This window comes from Streptomyces sp. NPDC024632, assembly GCF_055559175.1.
In genome coordinates, this window is sequence record NZ_JBVHLD010000005.1 from 88,496 (window position 1) to 105,133 (window position 16,638).

At 74.7% G+C, this 16,638-nt stretch carries 14 protein-coding genes; 7 read left to right on the forward strand and 7 right to left on the reverse strand.

Annotation, left to right across the window (positions count from 1 at the left end; genetic code table 11):
- Positions 1-21 precede the first annotated feature (21 nt).
- Positions 22-2,151 (reverse strand): phage holin family protein, encoded by a 2,130-nt coding sequence (locus ACZ37P_RS12055; RefSeq protein WP_467346549.1) that lies wholly within the window; start codon positions 2,149-2,151, stop codon positions 22-24.
- Between the two features lie 275 nt (positions 2,152-2,426).
- Here ACZ37P_RS12055 and ACZ37P_RS12060 point away from each other — a divergent pair, with 275 nt between their 5' ends.
- Both ACZ37P_RS12060 and ACZ37P_RS12065 read left to right on the forward strand, forming a co-directional pair.
- Positions 2,427-3,233 (forward strand): MBL fold metallo-hydrolase, encoded by an 807-nt coding sequence (locus ACZ37P_RS12060; protein ID WP_467346281.1) that lies wholly within the window; start codon positions 2,427-2,429, stop codon positions 3,231-3,233.
- Positions 3,230-3,856, forward strand: coding sequence for a DedA family protein (locus tag ACZ37P_RS12065; RefSeq protein ID WP_391163714.1), 627 nt, complete (start codon positions 3,230-3,232; stop codon positions 3,854-3,856). The genes ACZ37P_RS12060 and ACZ37P_RS12065 overlap by 4 nt, the downstream gene beginning before the upstream one ends.
- A 106-nt stretch (positions 3,857-3,962) precedes the next feature.
- Here the strand turns inward: ACZ37P_RS12065 and ACZ37P_RS12070 are convergent, their stop codons facing one another.
- The 3 genes from ACZ37P_RS12070 to ACZ37P_RS12080 all read right to left on the reverse strand — a co-directional run bounded on the left by ACZ37P_RS12070 (position 3,963) and on the right by ACZ37P_RS12080 (position 7,319).
- A complete protein-coding gene (locus ACZ37P_RS12070; RefSeq protein ID WP_355339322.1) occupies positions 3,963-4,979 on the reverse strand; it encodes an MBL fold metallo-hydrolase in 1,017 nt (338 codons plus the stop codon).
- 272 nt (positions 4,980-5,251) lie between these two features.
- Positions 5,252-6,529 carry a pyridoxal phosphate-dependent aminotransferase gene (locus tag ACZ37P_RS12075; RefSeq protein WP_467346282.1) on the reverse strand — a complete coding sequence of 426 codons (1,278 nt, stop codon included), beginning with the start codon at positions 6,527-6,529 and terminating at the stop codon, positions 5,252-5,254.
- Positions 6,530-6,692: 163 nt separating this feature from the next.
- Positions 6,693-7,319 (reverse strand): HAD family hydrolase, encoded by a 627-nt coding sequence (locus tag ACZ37P_RS12080; protein ID WP_391051485.1) that lies wholly within the window; start codon positions 7,317-7,319, stop codon positions 6,693-6,695.
- A gap of 270 nt (positions 7,320-7,589) precedes the next feature.
- Here ACZ37P_RS12080 and ACZ37P_RS12085 point away from each other — a divergent pair, with 270 nt between their 5' ends.
- Complete coding sequence (locus ACZ37P_RS12085; RefSeq protein ID WP_467346283.1) at positions 7,590-9,056, forward strand: phosphatase PAP2 family protein; 1,467 nt, start codon at positions 7,590-7,592, stop codon at positions 9,054-9,056.
- An 80-nt stretch (positions 9,057-9,136) separates the two neighbouring features.
- Here ACZ37P_RS12085 and ACZ37P_RS12090 read toward each other — a convergent pair whose 3' ends face one another.
- Positions 9,137-9,568, reverse strand: coding sequence for an SseB family protein (locus tag ACZ37P_RS12090; protein ID WP_355339313.1), 432 nt, complete (start codon positions 9,566-9,568; stop codon positions 9,137-9,139).
- Between the two features lie 138 nt (positions 9,569-9,706).
- Here ACZ37P_RS12090 and ACZ37P_RS12095 point away from each other — a divergent pair, with 138 nt between their 5' ends.
- Positions 9,707-10,345, forward strand: a complete 639-nt coding sequence (locus ACZ37P_RS12095) for a GNAT family N-acetyltransferase (protein ID WP_391051339.1) — start codon at positions 9,707-9,709, stop codon at positions 10,343-10,345.
- Between the two features lie 120 nt (positions 10,346-10,465).
- Here ACZ37P_RS12095 and ACZ37P_RS12100 read toward each other — a convergent pair whose 3' ends face one another.
- Entirely contained in the window at positions 10,466-11,536 is a 1,071-nt protein-coding gene (locus ACZ37P_RS12100) for an RNA ligase (ATP) (RefSeq protein ID WP_467346284.1), read from the reverse strand.
- Positions 11,537-11,683: 147 nt separating this feature from the next.
- Here ACZ37P_RS12100 and ACZ37P_RS12105 point away from each other — a divergent pair, with 147 nt between their 5' ends.
- Positions 11,684-12,679 carry a ketopantoate reductase family protein gene (locus ACZ37P_RS12105; RefSeq protein WP_467346286.1) on the forward strand — a complete coding sequence of 332 codons (996 nt, stop codon included), beginning with the start codon at positions 11,684-11,686 and terminating at the stop codon, positions 12,677-12,679.
- A gap of 60 nt (positions 12,680-12,739) precedes the next feature.
- Here ACZ37P_RS12105 and ACZ37P_RS12110 read toward each other — a convergent pair whose 3' ends face one another.
- Entirely contained in the window at positions 12,740-14,803 is a 2,064-nt protein-coding gene (locus ACZ37P_RS12110; protein WP_467346288.1) for a DUF5107 domain-containing protein, read from the reverse strand.
- 274 nt (positions 14,804-15,077) lie between these two features.
- On the opposite strand from ACZ37P_RS12110, the gene ACZ37P_RS12115 reads away from it, so the two are divergent.
- Together ACZ37P_RS12115 and ACZ37P_RS12120 are read left to right on the forward strand one after the other, a co-directional pair.
- Positions 15,078-15,878, forward strand: a complete 801-nt coding sequence (locus tag ACZ37P_RS12115) for a maleylpyruvate isomerase family mycothiol-dependent enzyme (protein ID WP_391051331.1) — start codon at positions 15,078-15,080, stop codon at positions 15,876-15,878.
- Positions 15,879-15,911: 33 nt separating this feature from the next.
- The gene (locus tag ACZ37P_RS12120) at positions 15,912-16,631 is read left to right on the forward strand and encodes a hypothetical protein (protein ID WP_391163708.1); all 720 of its coding nucleotides are present in this window, start codon (positions 15,912-15,914) and stop codon (positions 16,629-16,631) included.
- The last annotated feature ends 7 nt before the right edge of the window (positions 16,632-16,638 follow it).

The window sequence follows — 16,638 nt, forward strand, 5'->3', positions numbered from 1 at the left end:
CGGCGGCGGCGTCAGGTCGGTTCACGCCGTCGTCGCGCGGGTCGGTTCCTCGCGAACCGGTTCCTGGTGGATGGGTTCCTGGTGGATGGGTTCCTGGTGGATGGGTTCCTGGTGGGTGGGTTCCTGGTGGGTGGATTCCTCGCGGGATCGCTCCTCGCCGGGCCGCTTCTCCTGAGGTGAGGCGGGGCGCGGCGGGGTGAGCCATGTGCGCAGCAGGGAGTGCAGGGCCTCGGCTCCGACGAGGGGGGCGGGCGGCACGGGGAGTTCGACGGGGGTCAGGAGGAAGGGGTGGCTCTGCGGGCCGCCCAGGCCCCCGTGGGAACCGGCCTGTTCCTCGAAGGCGTGCACGGCTCCGGAGCGCGGATCGCAGGCGGAGTTGACCATGAGGTCGGCGATGTGGGGGAAGCCGTCCGCCCGCAGCACGGCGTCCGCGGCGCCCTCGCCGAAGGGCGCGAGCGGGTCGTCGCCCTTGATCCGCCCGGTGGCCAGCTCGCGCTGCGAGCCGTCGGGGCCCAGCACGAGCGGGCCGCGCTCGGCGCTGTGCACGAGCACGAAGCCGATACCGGGGTGCCCGGTGAGCGCGTCGAGGAGCGCGGGCGAGCGGCGGTCGATCTCCTCCAGCGTGGCCCGCCCCTCGATCTCGGGGAAGGCGACGAGCCCGAGGTTGCCCGAGGCCAGCACGACCGGCTGCGACGCGGGCCCCGCGCACTCGGCCTCCTCCTGCGCCCGCCGCTCCTGCTCGGGGCGGCGCAGCGCGGTGCGGGCCGCCGCCCGTGCCTCGGCGCCGCGCGCCGCCCGCCGCCTGGCCTGCCGTTCGGTCCCGGCCAGCCCGCAACCGGCCCGCACCAGTTCGCGGAAGGTCACCCCGTACGCGCTCTCGAAGGTCTCGCCCTCGCTCTGCCCGTGGTCGGACAGCAGGACGATGCGGTACGGCCGGGGCGCGTACCGCGAGGCGTCGGCGATCAGCGCCACCGAGCGGTCGAGCCGGCCCAGCACCTTGCGCGCGTCCTTGCTGCGCGGGCCCGAGTGGTGGGCGACCTCGTCGTACGCCACGAGGTCCGCGTAGACGGCGGTCCTTCCGGCCAGCATGTCGCCGATGACGGCGGCCACGGCCACGTCCCGTTCCACGACGGTGGCGAAGGCGCGCAGCAGCGGGTAGAGGCCGCCGCGCTTGATCCGGGGCCGGTCCCGGCGCAGCCGCGACGCCGTCGACTCCCCGATCTCGCGGCACACCTCGGCGCTGAACGACCAGGCGGTGCGCACCGCGTTCGCCGGGTCGGAGAAGTAGGCGAAGTAGCCGGATCTGGAGCGGCTGAACTTGTCGCGGCGGGCCGCCACCGACATCACCAGCGCGGACTGTTCCGCGCCGCCGGTGAACAGATTGCCGCGGCTGGCGCCGTCCTCGGCGAGCAGGCCGCGAAAGCCGGTACGGGCCACCGCGCGGCGCTCCAGTTCCGCGGCGCTGGAGGGCCGGTTGCAGACCATCAGCTGGCCGGTCTCCTTCTCGAACCAGCGGAAGGCGGGCACGTCGTGGTTCGTGCCGTGCAGGATGGCGAGCTGGCTCGCGCCGGTCTGGCTGCTCCAGTCGGTGCGCCACGGGGTGAGCCGGTGGGTGGTGCCGAGCCAGCCGGCCAGGGTCGGCATCGCGGGCGGCGCGGAGGTGAGGGCGTCGCGCAGCACGTCGTGGCCGACGCCGTCGAGTTGCAGGAAGACCGTGCCGGGCGTGGTCGGCAGCGGCGGGTCGCTCGCGCGGGTTCTGCGGCCCGCGAGCCGGGCGAGCCTGCGGCCGTACGCGGCGTCGTCCCGTACCGCGAGGGCGGTGCTGGTGGCGGAGGACGTCGCGGACATCACGGCGGCGATCACCACGGCGGTGGCCGGGGCGACCTGGCCGCGGCCGTCGGGGGTGAAGCGCAGGGCGACGAGCAGCAGCGAGCCGTTGAGGAAGAAGACCAGGGCGCCGAGCACGAGGGCGGGCACGAGCAGCAGGGCGCGGACCAGCAGCGGCCACACGAGCGCGCTCAGTACGCCGAAGGCGCCCGCGCCGATCGCCGAGGTCACCGCGATCTGGGTGGGGCTGTCGCCGTTGGGAGCCTCGAGGCGGAAGTCGGGGAGCACCCAGGCGAGTACGGCCAGGGTCGCGCTGGAGACCATCCACACAGCGAGCACCCGGCCGACGGCCCTCACCACGCTCCGGCCGACGGCCCGTTCCCGTCTCTTCGCAGGCTGCGGCACACCTCCACAGTGCCATACCGCCCGCGGCGTCCCGGCGCCCCGTCGGGGCGCGCGCCGGGCCCGGCCCTCGGCAGGGCATACGCTCGGGCCTGCGAGGGTGTGCGCGGGCACGGTACGAGTCCCCTGACCGGGGAGGTGCGACGCGTGTGTGCGATACGGGCGCCCTGGACGGATGCCGGGAAAGGACGGGCGCGGTGGCGGTGGAGATCACGTGGTGGGGTCATGCCACGGTGACCGTGCGGGACTCCGGGGTACGGGTGCTCACCGACCCGCTGTTCACCCGGCGGCTCGCCCATCTGCGCAGGCGGCGCGGCGCCGTACCGCCCGCGTCGGCGACCGCGGCCGACGCCGTACTCATCTCTCATCTGCACGCCGACCACCTGCACCTGGACTCGGTGCGGCGGCTGGCGGCGGGCACCACCGTGGTCCTGCCGCGCGGCGCGGTCGCCGCGGTGCCGGGGCTGCGGCGGCTGCGTGACCGGCTGCGGCTGGTGGAGGTCGGCGCGGGCGACTCGCTCCTGGTACGCGGCGCGGACGGCGGGGAGCTGACGGTCAGGGCGGTGCCCGCCGCGCACGACGGACGGCGGCTGCCGTACGGGCCTGAGCGCTCCCCCGCGCTCGGCTATGTGATGGAGGGGGCCGCGCGCACGTACTTCGCCGGGGACACCGGGCTGTTCGACGGGCTGGCCGACGCGGTCGGCCCCTGCGACGTGGCGCTGCTGCCGGTCGGCGGCTGGGGCCCCTTCCTCGGGCACGGGCATCTGGACGCGGCGCGGGCCGCGCGGGTGCTGGCCGATCTGGCGCCCCGAGCCGCGGTGCCGGTGCACTACGGCACATTCTGGCCGATCGGCATGGACGCGGTACGGCCGCACGAATTCCACACGCCCGGCGAGGAGTTCGTGCGGATCGCCGCCCGGCTGGCCCCGCGGGTGTCGGTGCACCGGCTCGACCACGGGCAGTCGGTGCTGGTCGAGGACGCCGGGCGGGAGAGCCGCGGGTGATCGGTTTCCTGGCGTCGGCCGCCGCCAATTCCCCCGCGTCCGAGACCACGCAGCAGGCCATAGGTTATCCGTCGCTGTTTTTGCTGGTGTCGCTCGGCTCGCTGGTGCCGGTGGTGCCGACCGGCGCGGTGGTCTCCAGCGCGGCCGTCGTCGCCTTCCACCAGTCGCAACCCCCGCTCGCGCTGCTCGGGGTGTTCCTCGTGTCGTCCTTCGCCGCCTTCCTCGGGGACGTGGCGCTGTACTGGCTCGGCCTGCGCGGGGTGCGGTCCCGCAACGGCTCGCGCTGGCTGCACCGGCTCCAGGACCGGGTGGACAACACGACGCTGGAGAAGGCGCAGAACCGGCTGGACGCGCACGGCGCGGCCGTCCTGGTGCTGTCCCGGCTGATCCCGGCGGGCCGTATCCCGGTGATGGTGGCGTGCCTGCTGGGCGAGATGTCGCTGCGGCGGTTCGTCCGCGGCGACATCCCGGCCTGTCTGGTGTGGGCGGCGGCGTATCAACTGGTCGGCATCCTGGGCGGGTCGCTGTTCCCCGAGCCGTGGCAGGGGGTGGCGCTCGCGGTGGGGCTGACGTTCGCCTTCGCGGCGGGGCCCATGGTCGTGCGGCGGCTGCGCCGCAAGTAGGCCGCGCGCCGCAAGTAGGCCGCGCGCCGCAAGCGGGGGCGGCCGTCCCGCGATCAGGCCGCCGTGCTTGCCCTTACGGCGTGCCGTGCCTCGGCGTGGCGTGCCCTCACGGCGTGCCGGACAGCACCCGTGAGCCGCCGATCGGCAGGTCCCACAGGTCGTCGCGGGGGCGGCCGGTCGCGGCCCACGCGGCGTGCAGCCGGGTGAGCGGTTCAAGCGGCGGCTCGGCGGAGAGCAGGAACGTCGCCCAGTGCATGGGCGCCATCGCGGTCGCGCCCACGTCGAGGCAGGCGCGTACGGCCTCTTCCGGGTCGGTGTGCACGGTGCTGAGCATCCAGCGCGGCGAGTAGGCGCCGATCGGCAGCAGCGCGAGGTCGATGCCGGGGTGGGCGCGGCCGATCTCGCGGAACCAGTGGCCGTAGCCGGTGTCCCCGGCGAAGTAGACGCGCCGCCCCGAGCCGTCGGTCAGCACCCAGCCGCCCCACAGCGAGCGGCAGGTGTCGGTGAGCGTGCGCTTGCTCCAGTGGTGCGCGGGGACGAAGTCGAAGCGGACACCGCCCAGTTCCGCCGCCTCCCACCAGTCGAGCTCGGTGACCCGCGTGAAGCCTCGGCGGCGGCACCAGGCGGCCAGGCCCGCGGGCACGAACAGCGCGGTGTCGCGCGGCAGCCGCTTCAACGTCGGCGCGTCGAGGTGGTCGTAGTGGTTGTGGCTGATGACGACGGCGTCCACGGGGGGCAGCGTCTCCCAGGGCACGCCCACCGGGGTGACCCTGGCCGGGGTGCCGGGGATCCGGCGGGACCACACGGGGTCGGTGAGCACGGTCAGCCCGCCGATGCCGATCACCCAGCTCGCGTGTCCCACCCAGGTGAGGCTGACCGTGCCCGCCGTCGTCGCGGGCAGCGGTCCCTGCTCGACCGGCAGCGACGGCACCTGCGCGAGCGCGGCGGCCGGCGGGCGCATGCTGCGTTCTCGTACCGAGCGCAGGACGTCGCGCAGCCCCGGCAGCGGGTCCGTCAGCCGGTCGGCGAACGACTTGGGCCAGGTCCTCAGCTCGCCCAGCGGACGCGGACCGGCGAGGGTGCTCTCGCTCTCGGCGAGGGTGCGCTCGCTCTGATCGGTCATCGGGACTCCCATCCGTCACGGTCTCGGCGCCGTCGGCGACACTCGCCGGGCAACAGCGGGCCGGGGCGGCGGCCCCGGCGGTTCGAGCCGGGGCGGCGGCCCCGGCGGTTCCGGCCGGGCCGGGAAGCCCGACGGGACCGGCGGGACCCGTGGCCGCGGCACAGGGTGTGGGGAGGGCGGGCGAGGCACGTGTGGCCCGCCCGGCCGTCCCGAACACCGCTCGCACCCACCGGATCCCCGATCATCGTTCATCGACCTACCCAAAAAATAGGTCAGGTCCCACGCCCCCGCGATCCGGTGTCCGCCGATTCGCCGATGTCGGCGGATTCACCGATGCGCGCGGATTCGCCGACCGCCCCGCCCGCGGGGCCCGACCCGCCCTCCGGGTACCCGGTGGCGTGGCCGCTGACGGCGACGGCCAACGCGGCCAGCGCGGCGACGACATGCGGGACGGCGAGCGGGTCGGGCGCGGCCAGCGCGACACGGCGCTCGTCCTCGGTGGCGCCGTGCAGGTGACCCGTGCTGATCCGCACGCGCGGCTCGTCCGGGTCGTCGCCGAAGCGGTGGCCGCCGAGTACGGGGTAGCCGAGGGCCGCGGTCAGCCGCTCCTCCAGCGCGGCGGCGTCCAGGCCGGGCGCGGGCAGCGTCGGATAGAGCTGGAAACCGGCGCGCGGCGGACGGCAGGTCGCCCCCGCGCCGGTGATCGCGCGGAAGGCGGCAGCGGCGGTACGCGCGTGCAGCCGGTTGGCCGCGGCGGTGCGGTCGGTGACCTCCGCGGGCTCGGTGAGGACGTATCCGGTGGCGGCGGCGACCGGATACGGCAGCACGGCGCGCAGCGCGGCGAGTACGTCGAGGGCCCGCTCCCGCCAGGCCGCGCCGTGGGCGGTGGCGGGGAAGCGGGCGAGCGCGGCGGGCACCGCGGCCGGGACCAGCGTGGCGCCCAGGTCGGCCAGGACGACGGTGTGGTCGGGCAGCATCTCGGCCGGGCTGAGCAGCACCGTGTCGCGGTGGTGGAGCGTGTCGGAGTACGTCTCGTCGGAGACGATCAGCAGCCCCGCCTCCGCCGCGGCCTCGCACGTCTCGTGCAGCAGCTCGGGCGCGGTGACGGTGCCGGTCGGGTCGTCGGCGGCGGACAGCACCAGCAGCCGCGGGTCGGCGCCCGCGGCGCGCGCCCGCCGTACGGTCTCCAGCAGCGCGAAGGGGTCGGGCACGCCGCCCTCGGGCGGGGTGGGCGCGGTGTGCACCCCGCGGCCGAGCAGCCGGGCCACCGGGGCCTGCCACGCGGGGGCGGGGCGGGCCAGCACCGGGTCGCCGTCGACGGCGGCGAGCAGCGCGAACAGCAGCGGCTCCGCGCCGGGCGCGGCGAGCACGTGGTCCGCGCGGCAGGGCAGGCCGCGCCGGGCCCAGTAGCCGCAGGCGGCGTCGAGCAGCCGCGGGCCGCCGCCCGGGACCTCGGCGCCGGGCCGGGCGTCGGCGGTCCGTTCCCGCCAGTACGCGGGCAGCGGCAGTCCCGAGTCGGGTCGCAGGTCGTACCGCGGGCCGAGCCGCATCCGGTTACCTCCGCTGCGTAGGTGGGCACCCCTGGGGCCCACTTTCTCCCGCGGCGGCGCGGTCCGCATCCGACGCAACGGCGCGGTCCGCATCCGACGGAACGGCCGGTGGGGCGGCCGACGGCCGAGTGCGCGGGTGAGGAGGCGGCGGCGCGCCCCGCGTTCAGCGCAGCAGCAGTGCGGGCAGGTCGCGCATGTCGTCGAAGACCGTCGTGCCGGGGCCTTCGAGCCAGCCCGCGGGGGTGAGTCCGCCGCAGTAGCCGTACGCGCGCATGCCCGCCGCGCGGGCGGCGGCCACCCCGTACCGGCTGTCCTCGACGACCACGCAGCGCGCGGGCTCGACGCCGAGGCTGCGGGCCGCGTGCAGGAAGAGGTCGGGGGCGGGCTTGCCGTGCTCGACCTCGCTCGCGCTGAAGATCCGGCCCTCGAAACGCTCGTAGAGCCCGGTGAGGCCAAGCGTGTGGCGCAGCCCCTCGTGGCTGGTGCTCGACGCGACACAGCTCGGCAGGGTGAGCGCGTCCAGGGCCTGCGTGATGCCGTCGACCTCGGTCAGGTCGGCGTCGAACGCCTCCTGGTAGAGGTGCCGGTAGGGGGCGTCCCAGTCCTCGGGCAGGGAGCGGCCCAGGTGTTTCTCGATGGCGGTGGTCATGTCGCGGTAGGAGCGGCCCACGAACCGTTCCACGATCTCGGCCTCGCTCAGCGGCCAGCCGACCGCGGCGAGCACGAACGCGTCCACCTTCACCGCGATCTTCTCGCTGTCGACCAGCACACCGTCGCAGTCGAAGATCACGAGTTCCGGCTCTGGCCAAGGGGCGTGCGGGTGAGCTTCGTTCACCCGGTGAGACTACAGCGGCGGCGCCGGTGGACGACGGACACGGGGGCGGCGGCGCGGGTGCGGTCCCGGTGGGTCCGTGGGCGGGTACGCGGGTGCGGTCCCGGTGGGTCCGCGAGCGGGTACGCGAGTGCGTTACCGGCGGATACGCGGTCGGCCGTCCGTGACGGAACGGCAACGGCCTTGATCAGGCGGTGTGCCGCGGCCGGGCGTGGGTAACCGGCCCGCATGACGTATCCCTGGAAGAACTGGGACAAGGCACTGTTCGCCGAGGTGGCGGAGCGCCACTGGCCGGGCGCGGAGCCGGTGCTGCCCCGGCTGAGCAGTGCCGCGAACCACGGCCGGCTGTGGTTCGCCGTCGCCGCGGGCGTCGCGGCCACCGGCGGCAGGACCGGACGCCGGGCGGCGGCGCGCGGACTGGGCTCGCTGGCACTGGCGTCGCTGACGGTCAACACCGCGGGCAAGGGCGCGGTACGGCGGTCGCGGCCGATACTCGACACCGTCCCGGTCATACGGCGGCTGCACCGCCAGCCGATCACCTCGTCGTTCCCCTCGGGCCACGCGGCCTCGGCCGCCGCCTTCGCCGCGGGCATGGCGATCGAGTCGCCGCGCTGGGGCCTGGTGATCGCGCCGCTCGCCGCGAGCGTGGCCTTCTCACGGATCTACACCGGAGTGCACTATCCGAGTGACGTGGTGGCGGGCGCGGCCCTGGGCCTTGGCGCCGCCGTCGTCGTACGCGCCCTGGTGCCGCCCGCTCCGGGAAAGCCGGAGCCGGGCGCCGACGCGCAGGTGCCGTCGCTGCCCGAGGGCCGCGGGCTGCACGTGGTGGTGAACTCCGCGTCGGGGCCGCCGCCGCTGCTGTCGGCGCCCGTCGACCGGATCGCCGCCGCGCTGCCCGAGGCGTCGGTCGGCGAGTGCACCGAGGACGACGACCTGCTGGAGATGCTGGAGAAGGCGGCGCGCACGGCCGTGGAGCAGGGCGGCGCGCTCGGGGTGTGCGGCGGTGACGGCACGGTGTGCCTGGCCACGGCCGTCGCCCTGCGCCACCGGCTGCCGCTGGCGGTCTTCCCCGGCGGCACCCGTAACCACTTCGCGCTCGACCTCGGCCTGGAGACCGTCGAGGACACCGCGAAGGCGGTCGCGGCGGGCCGGGCGGCCAATGTGGACGTGGCCCGGCACACCAGCCTGGACTCGCCGTACAGCGAGTCGGCGCCCTTCCTCAACACCTTCAGCATCGGGTCGTACCCGGAGCTGGTACGGGTACGGGAGCGCTGGTCGCGGCGGGTGGGGAGCTGGCCCGCCAGTGTGCTGGCCGCCGTGCACGTCCTGCGGACCTGCGAGCCGGTGGACATCGAGGTGAACGGACGGCCGCGCTCGGTGTGGCTGATCTTCGCGGGGAACTGCCGCTACTCCAGTGTCGGGCTCGCCCCGGTGCGCCGCCGCGACCTCAACGACGGCGTCCTGGACGTGCGCATCGTGGACGGCGGGCCCTTCGCCCGTACCCGGCTGCTGGGCGCGGCCCTCACCGGGGTGCTGACCCGGTCGCCGGTGTACACGTCGGCGACCGTACGGCGGCTGCGGCTGCGGCTGCCCGGCGAGGGCGTCCACCTCGCCTACGACGGTGAGGTGGCACCCGCGCCCGGTGAGCTGCTGCTCGACAAGGTGCCCGGCGGCCTGGTGGTGTACCGGGGCTGACCGGTTCCGGGGGGGGCGTGCCGGGGCCTGCTCGGAGCCGCCTCAGGCGGCTCGGGCGGGGTTGACGGCGCGGTCGGCGGTCAGTTCTGGCCGCCGACCAGCCCGGCCAGGGCGCGGACGCCTTCGCCCGAGATGCTCAGCGAGTCGGGGCTGCCGGTGTCGATGGACAGGATCAGTTCGTCGGAGGGCCAGGCGCCGCTGAGCACGGCGAGCTGGACCAGCCGGTAGCGACTGGTCGTGGGCAGCGCTTCGGCCATCCGGGTCTCGGAGGTGAAGACGGGCACGAGCTGGCGGCCGTCCTCCTGTTCGTACACCGGGAGCTGGATCTGCCGGGGAGGCTCGCCGCCGTTGGGGTCCTCGTCCACGCCCGGCACCGGCAGCAGGACTTCGCTGACCGCGAGCGTGCTGAGGGCGACGACGTTCTCGCTGCCGTGGGCGATCTCGCGCAGCGCGCGCTGCGCCGGGGGCAGGCCGCTGTCCGGGTCGAGGCCGTCGGGGGTGATGTCGGTCATCGCTTCTGGTTCCTCTCGCCGCTTCTGGCGTCAACGGTGCTCGGATCCCCCGCACGTACCCGGCTGAGCCGAGAGCATGCGGTCCACGAGGTGAAATCGCGTTGCCAGGACCCGCTGGCCGCTGGTTACGGTGCGTCCATGGTTGCCAGAACCCCCGCTCACACGGTGCTCGAAGGCCGTTTCGTCCGCCTCGAACCGCTCGCTCCCGGCCATGTGCCCGATCTGTTCGCCGCGGGCGGCGGTGACGAGGAGGTGTGGCGCTGGCTGCCGGTGGAGCCGCCGCGCACCGAGGACGAGCTGCGCGATCTCGCGGTACGGGTCGCCGCCGACGCGGAGGCCGCGGGCGGTCTCGCCTTCGCCGTCGTGGAGCGGGCGGGCGGCCGGGCCGTCGGCTGGACGACGTACCACGACGTGAGCGCCAGGGACGAGCGGCTGGAGATCGGCTGGACCTGGTACGGCCGCGCCCATTGGCGGACCCCGGTCAACACCGAGGCCAAGCTGCTGCTGATGGGCCATGCCTTCGAGGAGCTGGGCATGGGGCGGATCTGCTGGAAGACGGATCATCTCAACATCAGGTCGCAGCGGGCCATCGCGCGGCTCGGCGCGGTCCGCGAGGGGGTCTGGCGCCGCCACCGGCTGCGCTCGGACGGTGTGACGTGGCGCGACAGCGTCTTCTTCTCGATGCTGGCCGAGGAGTGGCCGGAGGCGAAGCGGCGGTTGCGGGCGCGGCTGGAGGGCGGCGCGGAGGCGGGGGCCGGACGGGTCGGGGCGGGCTGACGGTCCGGGGTGGGCCGACCGTGGGCCGACGCTGTTCGGGGAAGGGCGTCGGCCCACGGTCGGCGGCTGGCGGTCACGCGGTCGGCGGTCGCGCGGTCGGCGGTCTCGCGGGGGCCGGTCTCACTCGTACTCCGTGCCGCCTTTGCGGGTCAGGTAGGCGTCGCTGACGACCTTGGCGATGGCCCGGCCGCCGAGCACGTCGCTGTAGCGGTCGTCGGCCGTGCGCACCACGACGCCCTCGCGCAGGTGCAGGCCGCGGCCGGAGACCGTCTCCGTGCCCTGGGCCAGCGCCAGCACCGCCTCCTGGTCGAAGGGGCCCTCGAACAGCTTGGGCACCAGCGGCACTTCGCCCGCCAGCAGCGCGAAGGCGTCCAGCCAGCGCACCCGCCCGCCGATGTCCGCGCACACGTCGAACGCCGCGTAACCGGGCGCACCCTGCGCGCGGGCGTCGGCGCCGTAGCCGAGATCCTGCACACCGCTGCCGTACACCTCGCCGTAGACGCCGATCCGGTCGGCGCCCAGCCGCTCGGCGAGCCGGGCCGCGACGGCGGGCAGGTCGTGGCCGAGGACGGCGCGCCAGTAGAGATTGCGGTCGGTCTCGGTGAGGGCGAGGCGCTGTCCGCCGAGGCCCTTGGACGTGACGTGCACGGCGCCGCTGTCCGCGTAGTAGGTGAGGCAGCAGGCCGTGCCGTGCAGCTTCTCGGTGACGGTGACCGGGTCGCCGGGCGCGAAGATGTCCGGGTAGCGCTTGAGGTTCTCGATGTCGATCCAGGGCAGCAGGTCGGGCGCCGACTCCACGTCGCCGCTCATCGACACCGGCACCGGAGGCACCCATTTGACGATGCCGAGCCGTTCGGCGAAGTCCGCTCCCCCGGCGGCGGCCCGCTCCAGGTCCGTACCGTCGAGCGCGGCCGGGCGGCAGACGATGCCCTGCGACAGCTCGCCGCGCAGCCGGACCGCCCTGACGCGGTTCGCGGCGCTTCCGGCCAGCCTGCCGGTCAGGCCCAGCTCCGTGATCAACGGCTCGGGCAGCACGGCCTGTTCGGGGATGTAGACGGCGAAGTCGCCGCTGCGGTAGGCGCCTTTGGCGACCACGGCGCGGTAGAGGCCGACCTGCGCCAGTTCGAGCGCGTCGGCGTTGGGGTGGTCGAGGATGGTGAGCCGCTCCGCGGTCACGCGCAATGTGGACATGACGGTCCCCCCGTATGTGGTGGTCGGATGGTGGTGGTCGGGTGTTCTCCCCGACGATCACTGTGGCGGGGGGCGCGGGCGCCCGGCCACCGGTTTTCGGCGCGGTGCGGTGGAGGGACCGGGGCGGGCGTGTGCGAGTCTCTTGGTGTGCGATACATCATCATCGGAGCGGGAGCGGTCGGCGGCACGATCGGCGGGCGGCTGTTCGACGGCGGTCACGAGGTCGTCCTGGTGGCGCGCGGCGGCCATCTCGACGCGCTGCGCGAGCGGGGCCTGCGGCTCGAACTGCCGGACCGCACGATGACGTTGCCCGTGCCCGTCGCGGACGGGCCGGAGGCGCTGCGGGCGCGGCCCGACGACGTGCTGGTGCTGGGCGTCAAGACGCAGGACACGGCGTCGGTGCTGACGCGGTGGGACGGGTACGGGGTCGGGTCGGACGGTGCCGGTCCCGCCGTGGTGTGCGCGCAGAACGGGGTCGAGAACGAGCGGCTGGCACTGCGCCGCTTCCCGAACGTGCACGGGATGTGCGTCTGGCTGCCGGCCTCCCACCTGGAGCCGGGTGTCGTGCAGGCGCCGGGTGCGCCGCTGTCCGGGATTCTGACCTTGGGCCGCTATCCGTCGGGCGCGGACGACACCACGCGGCGGATCGCCGCCGACCTTGAGGGCTCGGGCTTCGCGGCGCCGGTCTCGCAGGACGTGATGGCGTGGAAGTACGGCAAATTGCTCTCGAATCTGGGCAACTCCCTGGAGGCGGTGTCCGGTCCGATCGGTGAGGGGCCGCTGTTCGAGGTGTATCAGCGGGCCCGCGCGGAAGGAGTCGCGGTGCTGGACGCGGCCGGTGTCGCGCACGTCAGCCAGGAGGAGCAGGCCCGCGTGCGCGGCGACCGGGTGGAGCTGCTGCCCGTCAACGGCGGTGAACGCGGCGGCGGTTCGTCCTGGCAGAGCCTCACCCGGGGCACCGGCTCCATCGAGGCCGACTACCTCAACGGCGAGATCGTGCTGCTCGGCCGCCGCTTCGGCGTGCCGACGCCCGTCAACGAGGCGCTGCGCCGTACCGCCAACTCCTTTGCCCGCGACGGCCGCCGCCCCGGTGACCTGACGGCGGACGAGACGGCGGCGCTGGTCGCCGCGAGCCGGGCGTAGGCGGCGCGGCGGCCAACGGACGTCGGCCGCAGCGGCTGTGCGCCCGGGACCGCCCGCTCCCTACGGCACCGTCTCCGGCCGCATCCGGAAGTCGTACGCGGCGGGCAGCGGGTGTTCCGCCCGCGCGCGGGTCCTGATGTCGTCGGTGACGGGGCCGTCGCCCGCGACAAGGCGCTCGGCTATGGCGTACCAGGTGTCGGTCAGCGCCTCGGCGCCCTCGTACAGATCCTCCACGACGAAGCCCTCGTCGAACAGCGCGCGGGCCTCGGCGACTTGGCCGCGGGCGAGCGCGGTCTGCGCGCGCAGCAGCCGAAGCCGCCCGCAGTCGGGGCCGTGCCGGTCGCCCTCCGGGGCCTGGTCCGGATCGGCGAGGACGCGTTCGGCGTCGGCGGCGCGGCCCGCGGCGAGCAGGACGGGCACGGCCTCGACGATCAGGGCGCGCCGGACGTCCGGGCGGTCCGGGAGCGCGGTGAACGTCTCGCGCAGGCTGTCGTACGCGGCCAGGTAGCGGTCGGCGGCGCGGTCGGTCTGACCCGCGTCGGCCTCGGCGACGGCCAGGGCGCGCAGGCCCCACGGCGAGGGGTGGGCGGCGACCGACCGTTCCCAACTGCGCACGGCCTGCGCGCGGTCGCCCGCGGCCCACTGGGCGATGCCGAGGTAGTAGTCGCGGAACCACTCGTTGCCGGGATAGGTGTCGGCGGACTCCAGCAGTTCGCGCCACTCCGGGGAGACGAGCGCGGGTCCCGGCGGCGCGTCGGCGGCGGGTCTCGGGAAGATCCCGGCGAGCAGCAGTTCCAGCCAGGGCTTCTGCGGGTCGCCGAGCGTGGTGGCGGGGAACGGGGTGCCGGGCAGGTGGAAGTGGCCGCGCTCGCTTTCGAGGGCGCCCCAGCCGGAGCCGGTGGCGAGCAGGTCCTTGGGGTCGGTGTCGGCGTGCGCCAGCCACGCGGTGTAGGCGGCGTCGACGGTGGCGCGCGGGAGTGCGGCCTCGAGTCGTCCCCCGGCCTCGGCGCGCGCGGCGGACCAGTCGTCGCCGTGCACGAGCGCGGGGTCGGCGGCGAGCGGTCCGTACGCCTCCAGCCAGGAGAATTCCGAATCCGCGGCCATGGGGATGTGTTCGAGCTGTGTCCTGGCGAGACCGGCCTGGATCTCCAGGTAGCCGCCGGTGCCGGGCTCGGTCAGCCACTCCTGCCAGCGCCGCCCGCCGCGGCCGTGGCCCCACAGGAAGAGCTTGCGTCCGCGCAGCAGGTCGGTGGAGGTCTGGACGAGGCCGTGTCCTTCGCCGTCGAGCGCGGTGATCCAGCGGCGGTCGGTGTCGGCCACGTCGAAGAAGTAGTCGGCGGCGTGCTCGGAGCGGGTGGTGTAGGTGATGTCGGTGGCGCCGTCGGGCGCGGGGACCGGCACATGGCTGAGGGTGCGGCTGTAGCCGAAGTGCCAGGCGGCGTCGGCGGGGGCGAGCACCCGGGTGCGGTCGGTCTCGGGAACGGCGATGTTGGACCACCAGTAGGCGGGCACGGTGCGCTCGTGCGGATTGCGGACCCGGATGCCGACGTAGAGGAAGTCGGAGTCGGCGGGCAGCCACATGTCGATCTGGAAGGGCAGGTCGCGCAGCCGCTCCCACTCCCACAGGCGCAGCATCTCGCCGCCGTCCGGGGCGGGGACGCGGGCGGCGTGCAGCGGGGCGCAGGTGTGGGCGGCGTGGCCGGTGGCGCCGAGATTCCACTCCACGCCGCCGGAGAACCAGGCACCGGCCAGCGCGAACGCGGCGGGCTGGAACACCGGGTTGCGGTAGAGCAGTTCACGCCCGGTCGCCTTGTGGACCAGCGAGTACAGCCTGCCGCCGAGGCCGGGCAGCACGGTGGCGCGGATGCGGTCGTTCTCGATGACGAGTGCGTCGAGGGCGGCCGGGGCGCGGTCCCGGCCGTAGCCGTCGAGGACGCGGACCGGCAGCACCGAGCGCAGTGGCGCGTAGCCGAGCTGCCTGGCCATGTCGGCGGGCAGTCCCTCGCGGTCCTTGAGGTCCAGTCGGTGCAGCTCGTCGAGCGGGCGCAATGCGGGCAGCGGGTTCTCCGGGCCGAGGGCCGCGGCCGGAATGCTCACAGCGGTACGCCGCACGGTCGTAGGCAAGGCCACCTCTTCTGGCACACGTGGCCGCCTTCGGTCGCGGCGGCCGTCTGATGACCATGGAACAGGTTTCCCGTCGCGGTGAACAGAGCCCGCCGTGGTCAGGGTTGGGCAAAACCTGTGGAATCGGTCAGAAATCCGGCCATAAATTCGGCCGCGGGACCGGCCGGGCGCGGCCTTCTCGATCTTCCGCGCACCGCACCGGACAGGGAGCCCGCGGGCTGTCCCGGCCGCCGGACCGGGGGCATTGTCGGTGGTCGCTGCTACAACGGTGGCCATGACGACTTCGCGCTCCTCGCAGACGCCGGCCTCGCCCGAACTCCGGTTCACCGACTGGCTCGAACTCATCGAGGAGCGGTCCGCGGTCCTGCGCGAGGCCGCGCGGGCCGCACCCGTCGAGGCCCGGATTCCGGGCTGCCCCGACTGGACCGTCCGGGATCTGCTGACGCATGTCGGCCAGGTGCAGCGCTTCTGGGCGGCGACGGTCGCCGCGGGCCCCGCCGTCCGGCCGCCGTCGGACGGGGTGCTCGGCGACCGCATGCCGGGTGACGACCTGCCGTCCTGGTCGGCGGCCTCGACGGTGCTGCTGCTCGACGCCCTGCGTGCGGCCGGTCCCGACACCGGCTGTTGGACCTGGTGGGCGGAGTCGGGCAACGCGGCGACCTCGGGCTCCGTCGCCCGCCACCAGGTCCAGGAGGCGGCCGTCCACGCCCGCGACGCGCAGGAGGCCGCGGGGGTCACCGAACCGCTGCCGCCCGCCCTCGCCGCCGACGCCCTGGATGAATTCCTGCACGTCGGCTTCGGCTCGATGGACGGCTGGCCGCACGCACCGGCCCGTGTCGCGCTGGTCGCCGACGAGGGCCCGGCCTGGACCCTGATCCTCGACACCACCGGTGCCTCGGCGGTCCGCGGCGGCCCCGGCGACGGCCCGGAGCCCGGTGCCACCCTTTCCGGCCCCGCCAGCGATCTGCTGCTGGCGCTGTACCGCAGGGCCCCCTGGGACGGGGCCGACGCGCTGCGGCTGACCGGAGACCCCGCGCTGGTACGGCAGTTGGTGGTCTGGCCGCCGCTCGGCTGACCACGTACCGTCCTGCGTGAGGGAGTGATGCGCATGTCTGGTCGCGGGATACGAGCGTCCGGTGTGGCGTTAGGGGTGATCGCCCTGCTGTCCGCCTGCTCCTCGGGCGGTTCCACGCACCGCCCCGTCGTCACCGACTCCGCCCGCGTCACCATCGAGGCACCGCCCCCGGTCGGCAGCATCGAGCACCCCCGCCCGGTGGCGTGCGTCGAAGCCGTGCGCTCGCCCGGCGGCTCCGCCACCGAGGTGACCACGGGCAACAGCCCCGCGAGATCCACCGGTTCGACCACCATCGCACCCACCTCCCCTTCCTCTACTTCCTCTTCTTCCGATGCTTCCGCTTCGTCTTCCGCCGCACCGGCCACCGCGAAGAACGATGTGACGGTGGGTCCCCTCACCTGGACCGGTCTGCGCGCCCTGGCCGACGGCGACCAGACCGGCCACGGCTACCACAACTCCGACGGCTGGCATTACAAGGTCGCCGCCTCCATACGGACCGGGTCGACGGTCACCTTGACCATCGGCGCCGAGCAGCGGGCCAAGGCCGGACTGGAGTACGGCCGTGCCTTCGGGTCCACCCCGGCCCCCGCGATCACCTTCGACGCCTGCCCGGCCCAGCCCGTCGTCTTCATCGGCGGCTTCTTCGTCGCCGGTGACGGCCACGCCTGCGTCCCGGTGGACGTCCAGGTCGGCCAGGGCGCGCCGCGACGCGTGGTGATCTCCTTCTTCAACGGACAGTGCCCCGCTGCGTAGGCTGGGA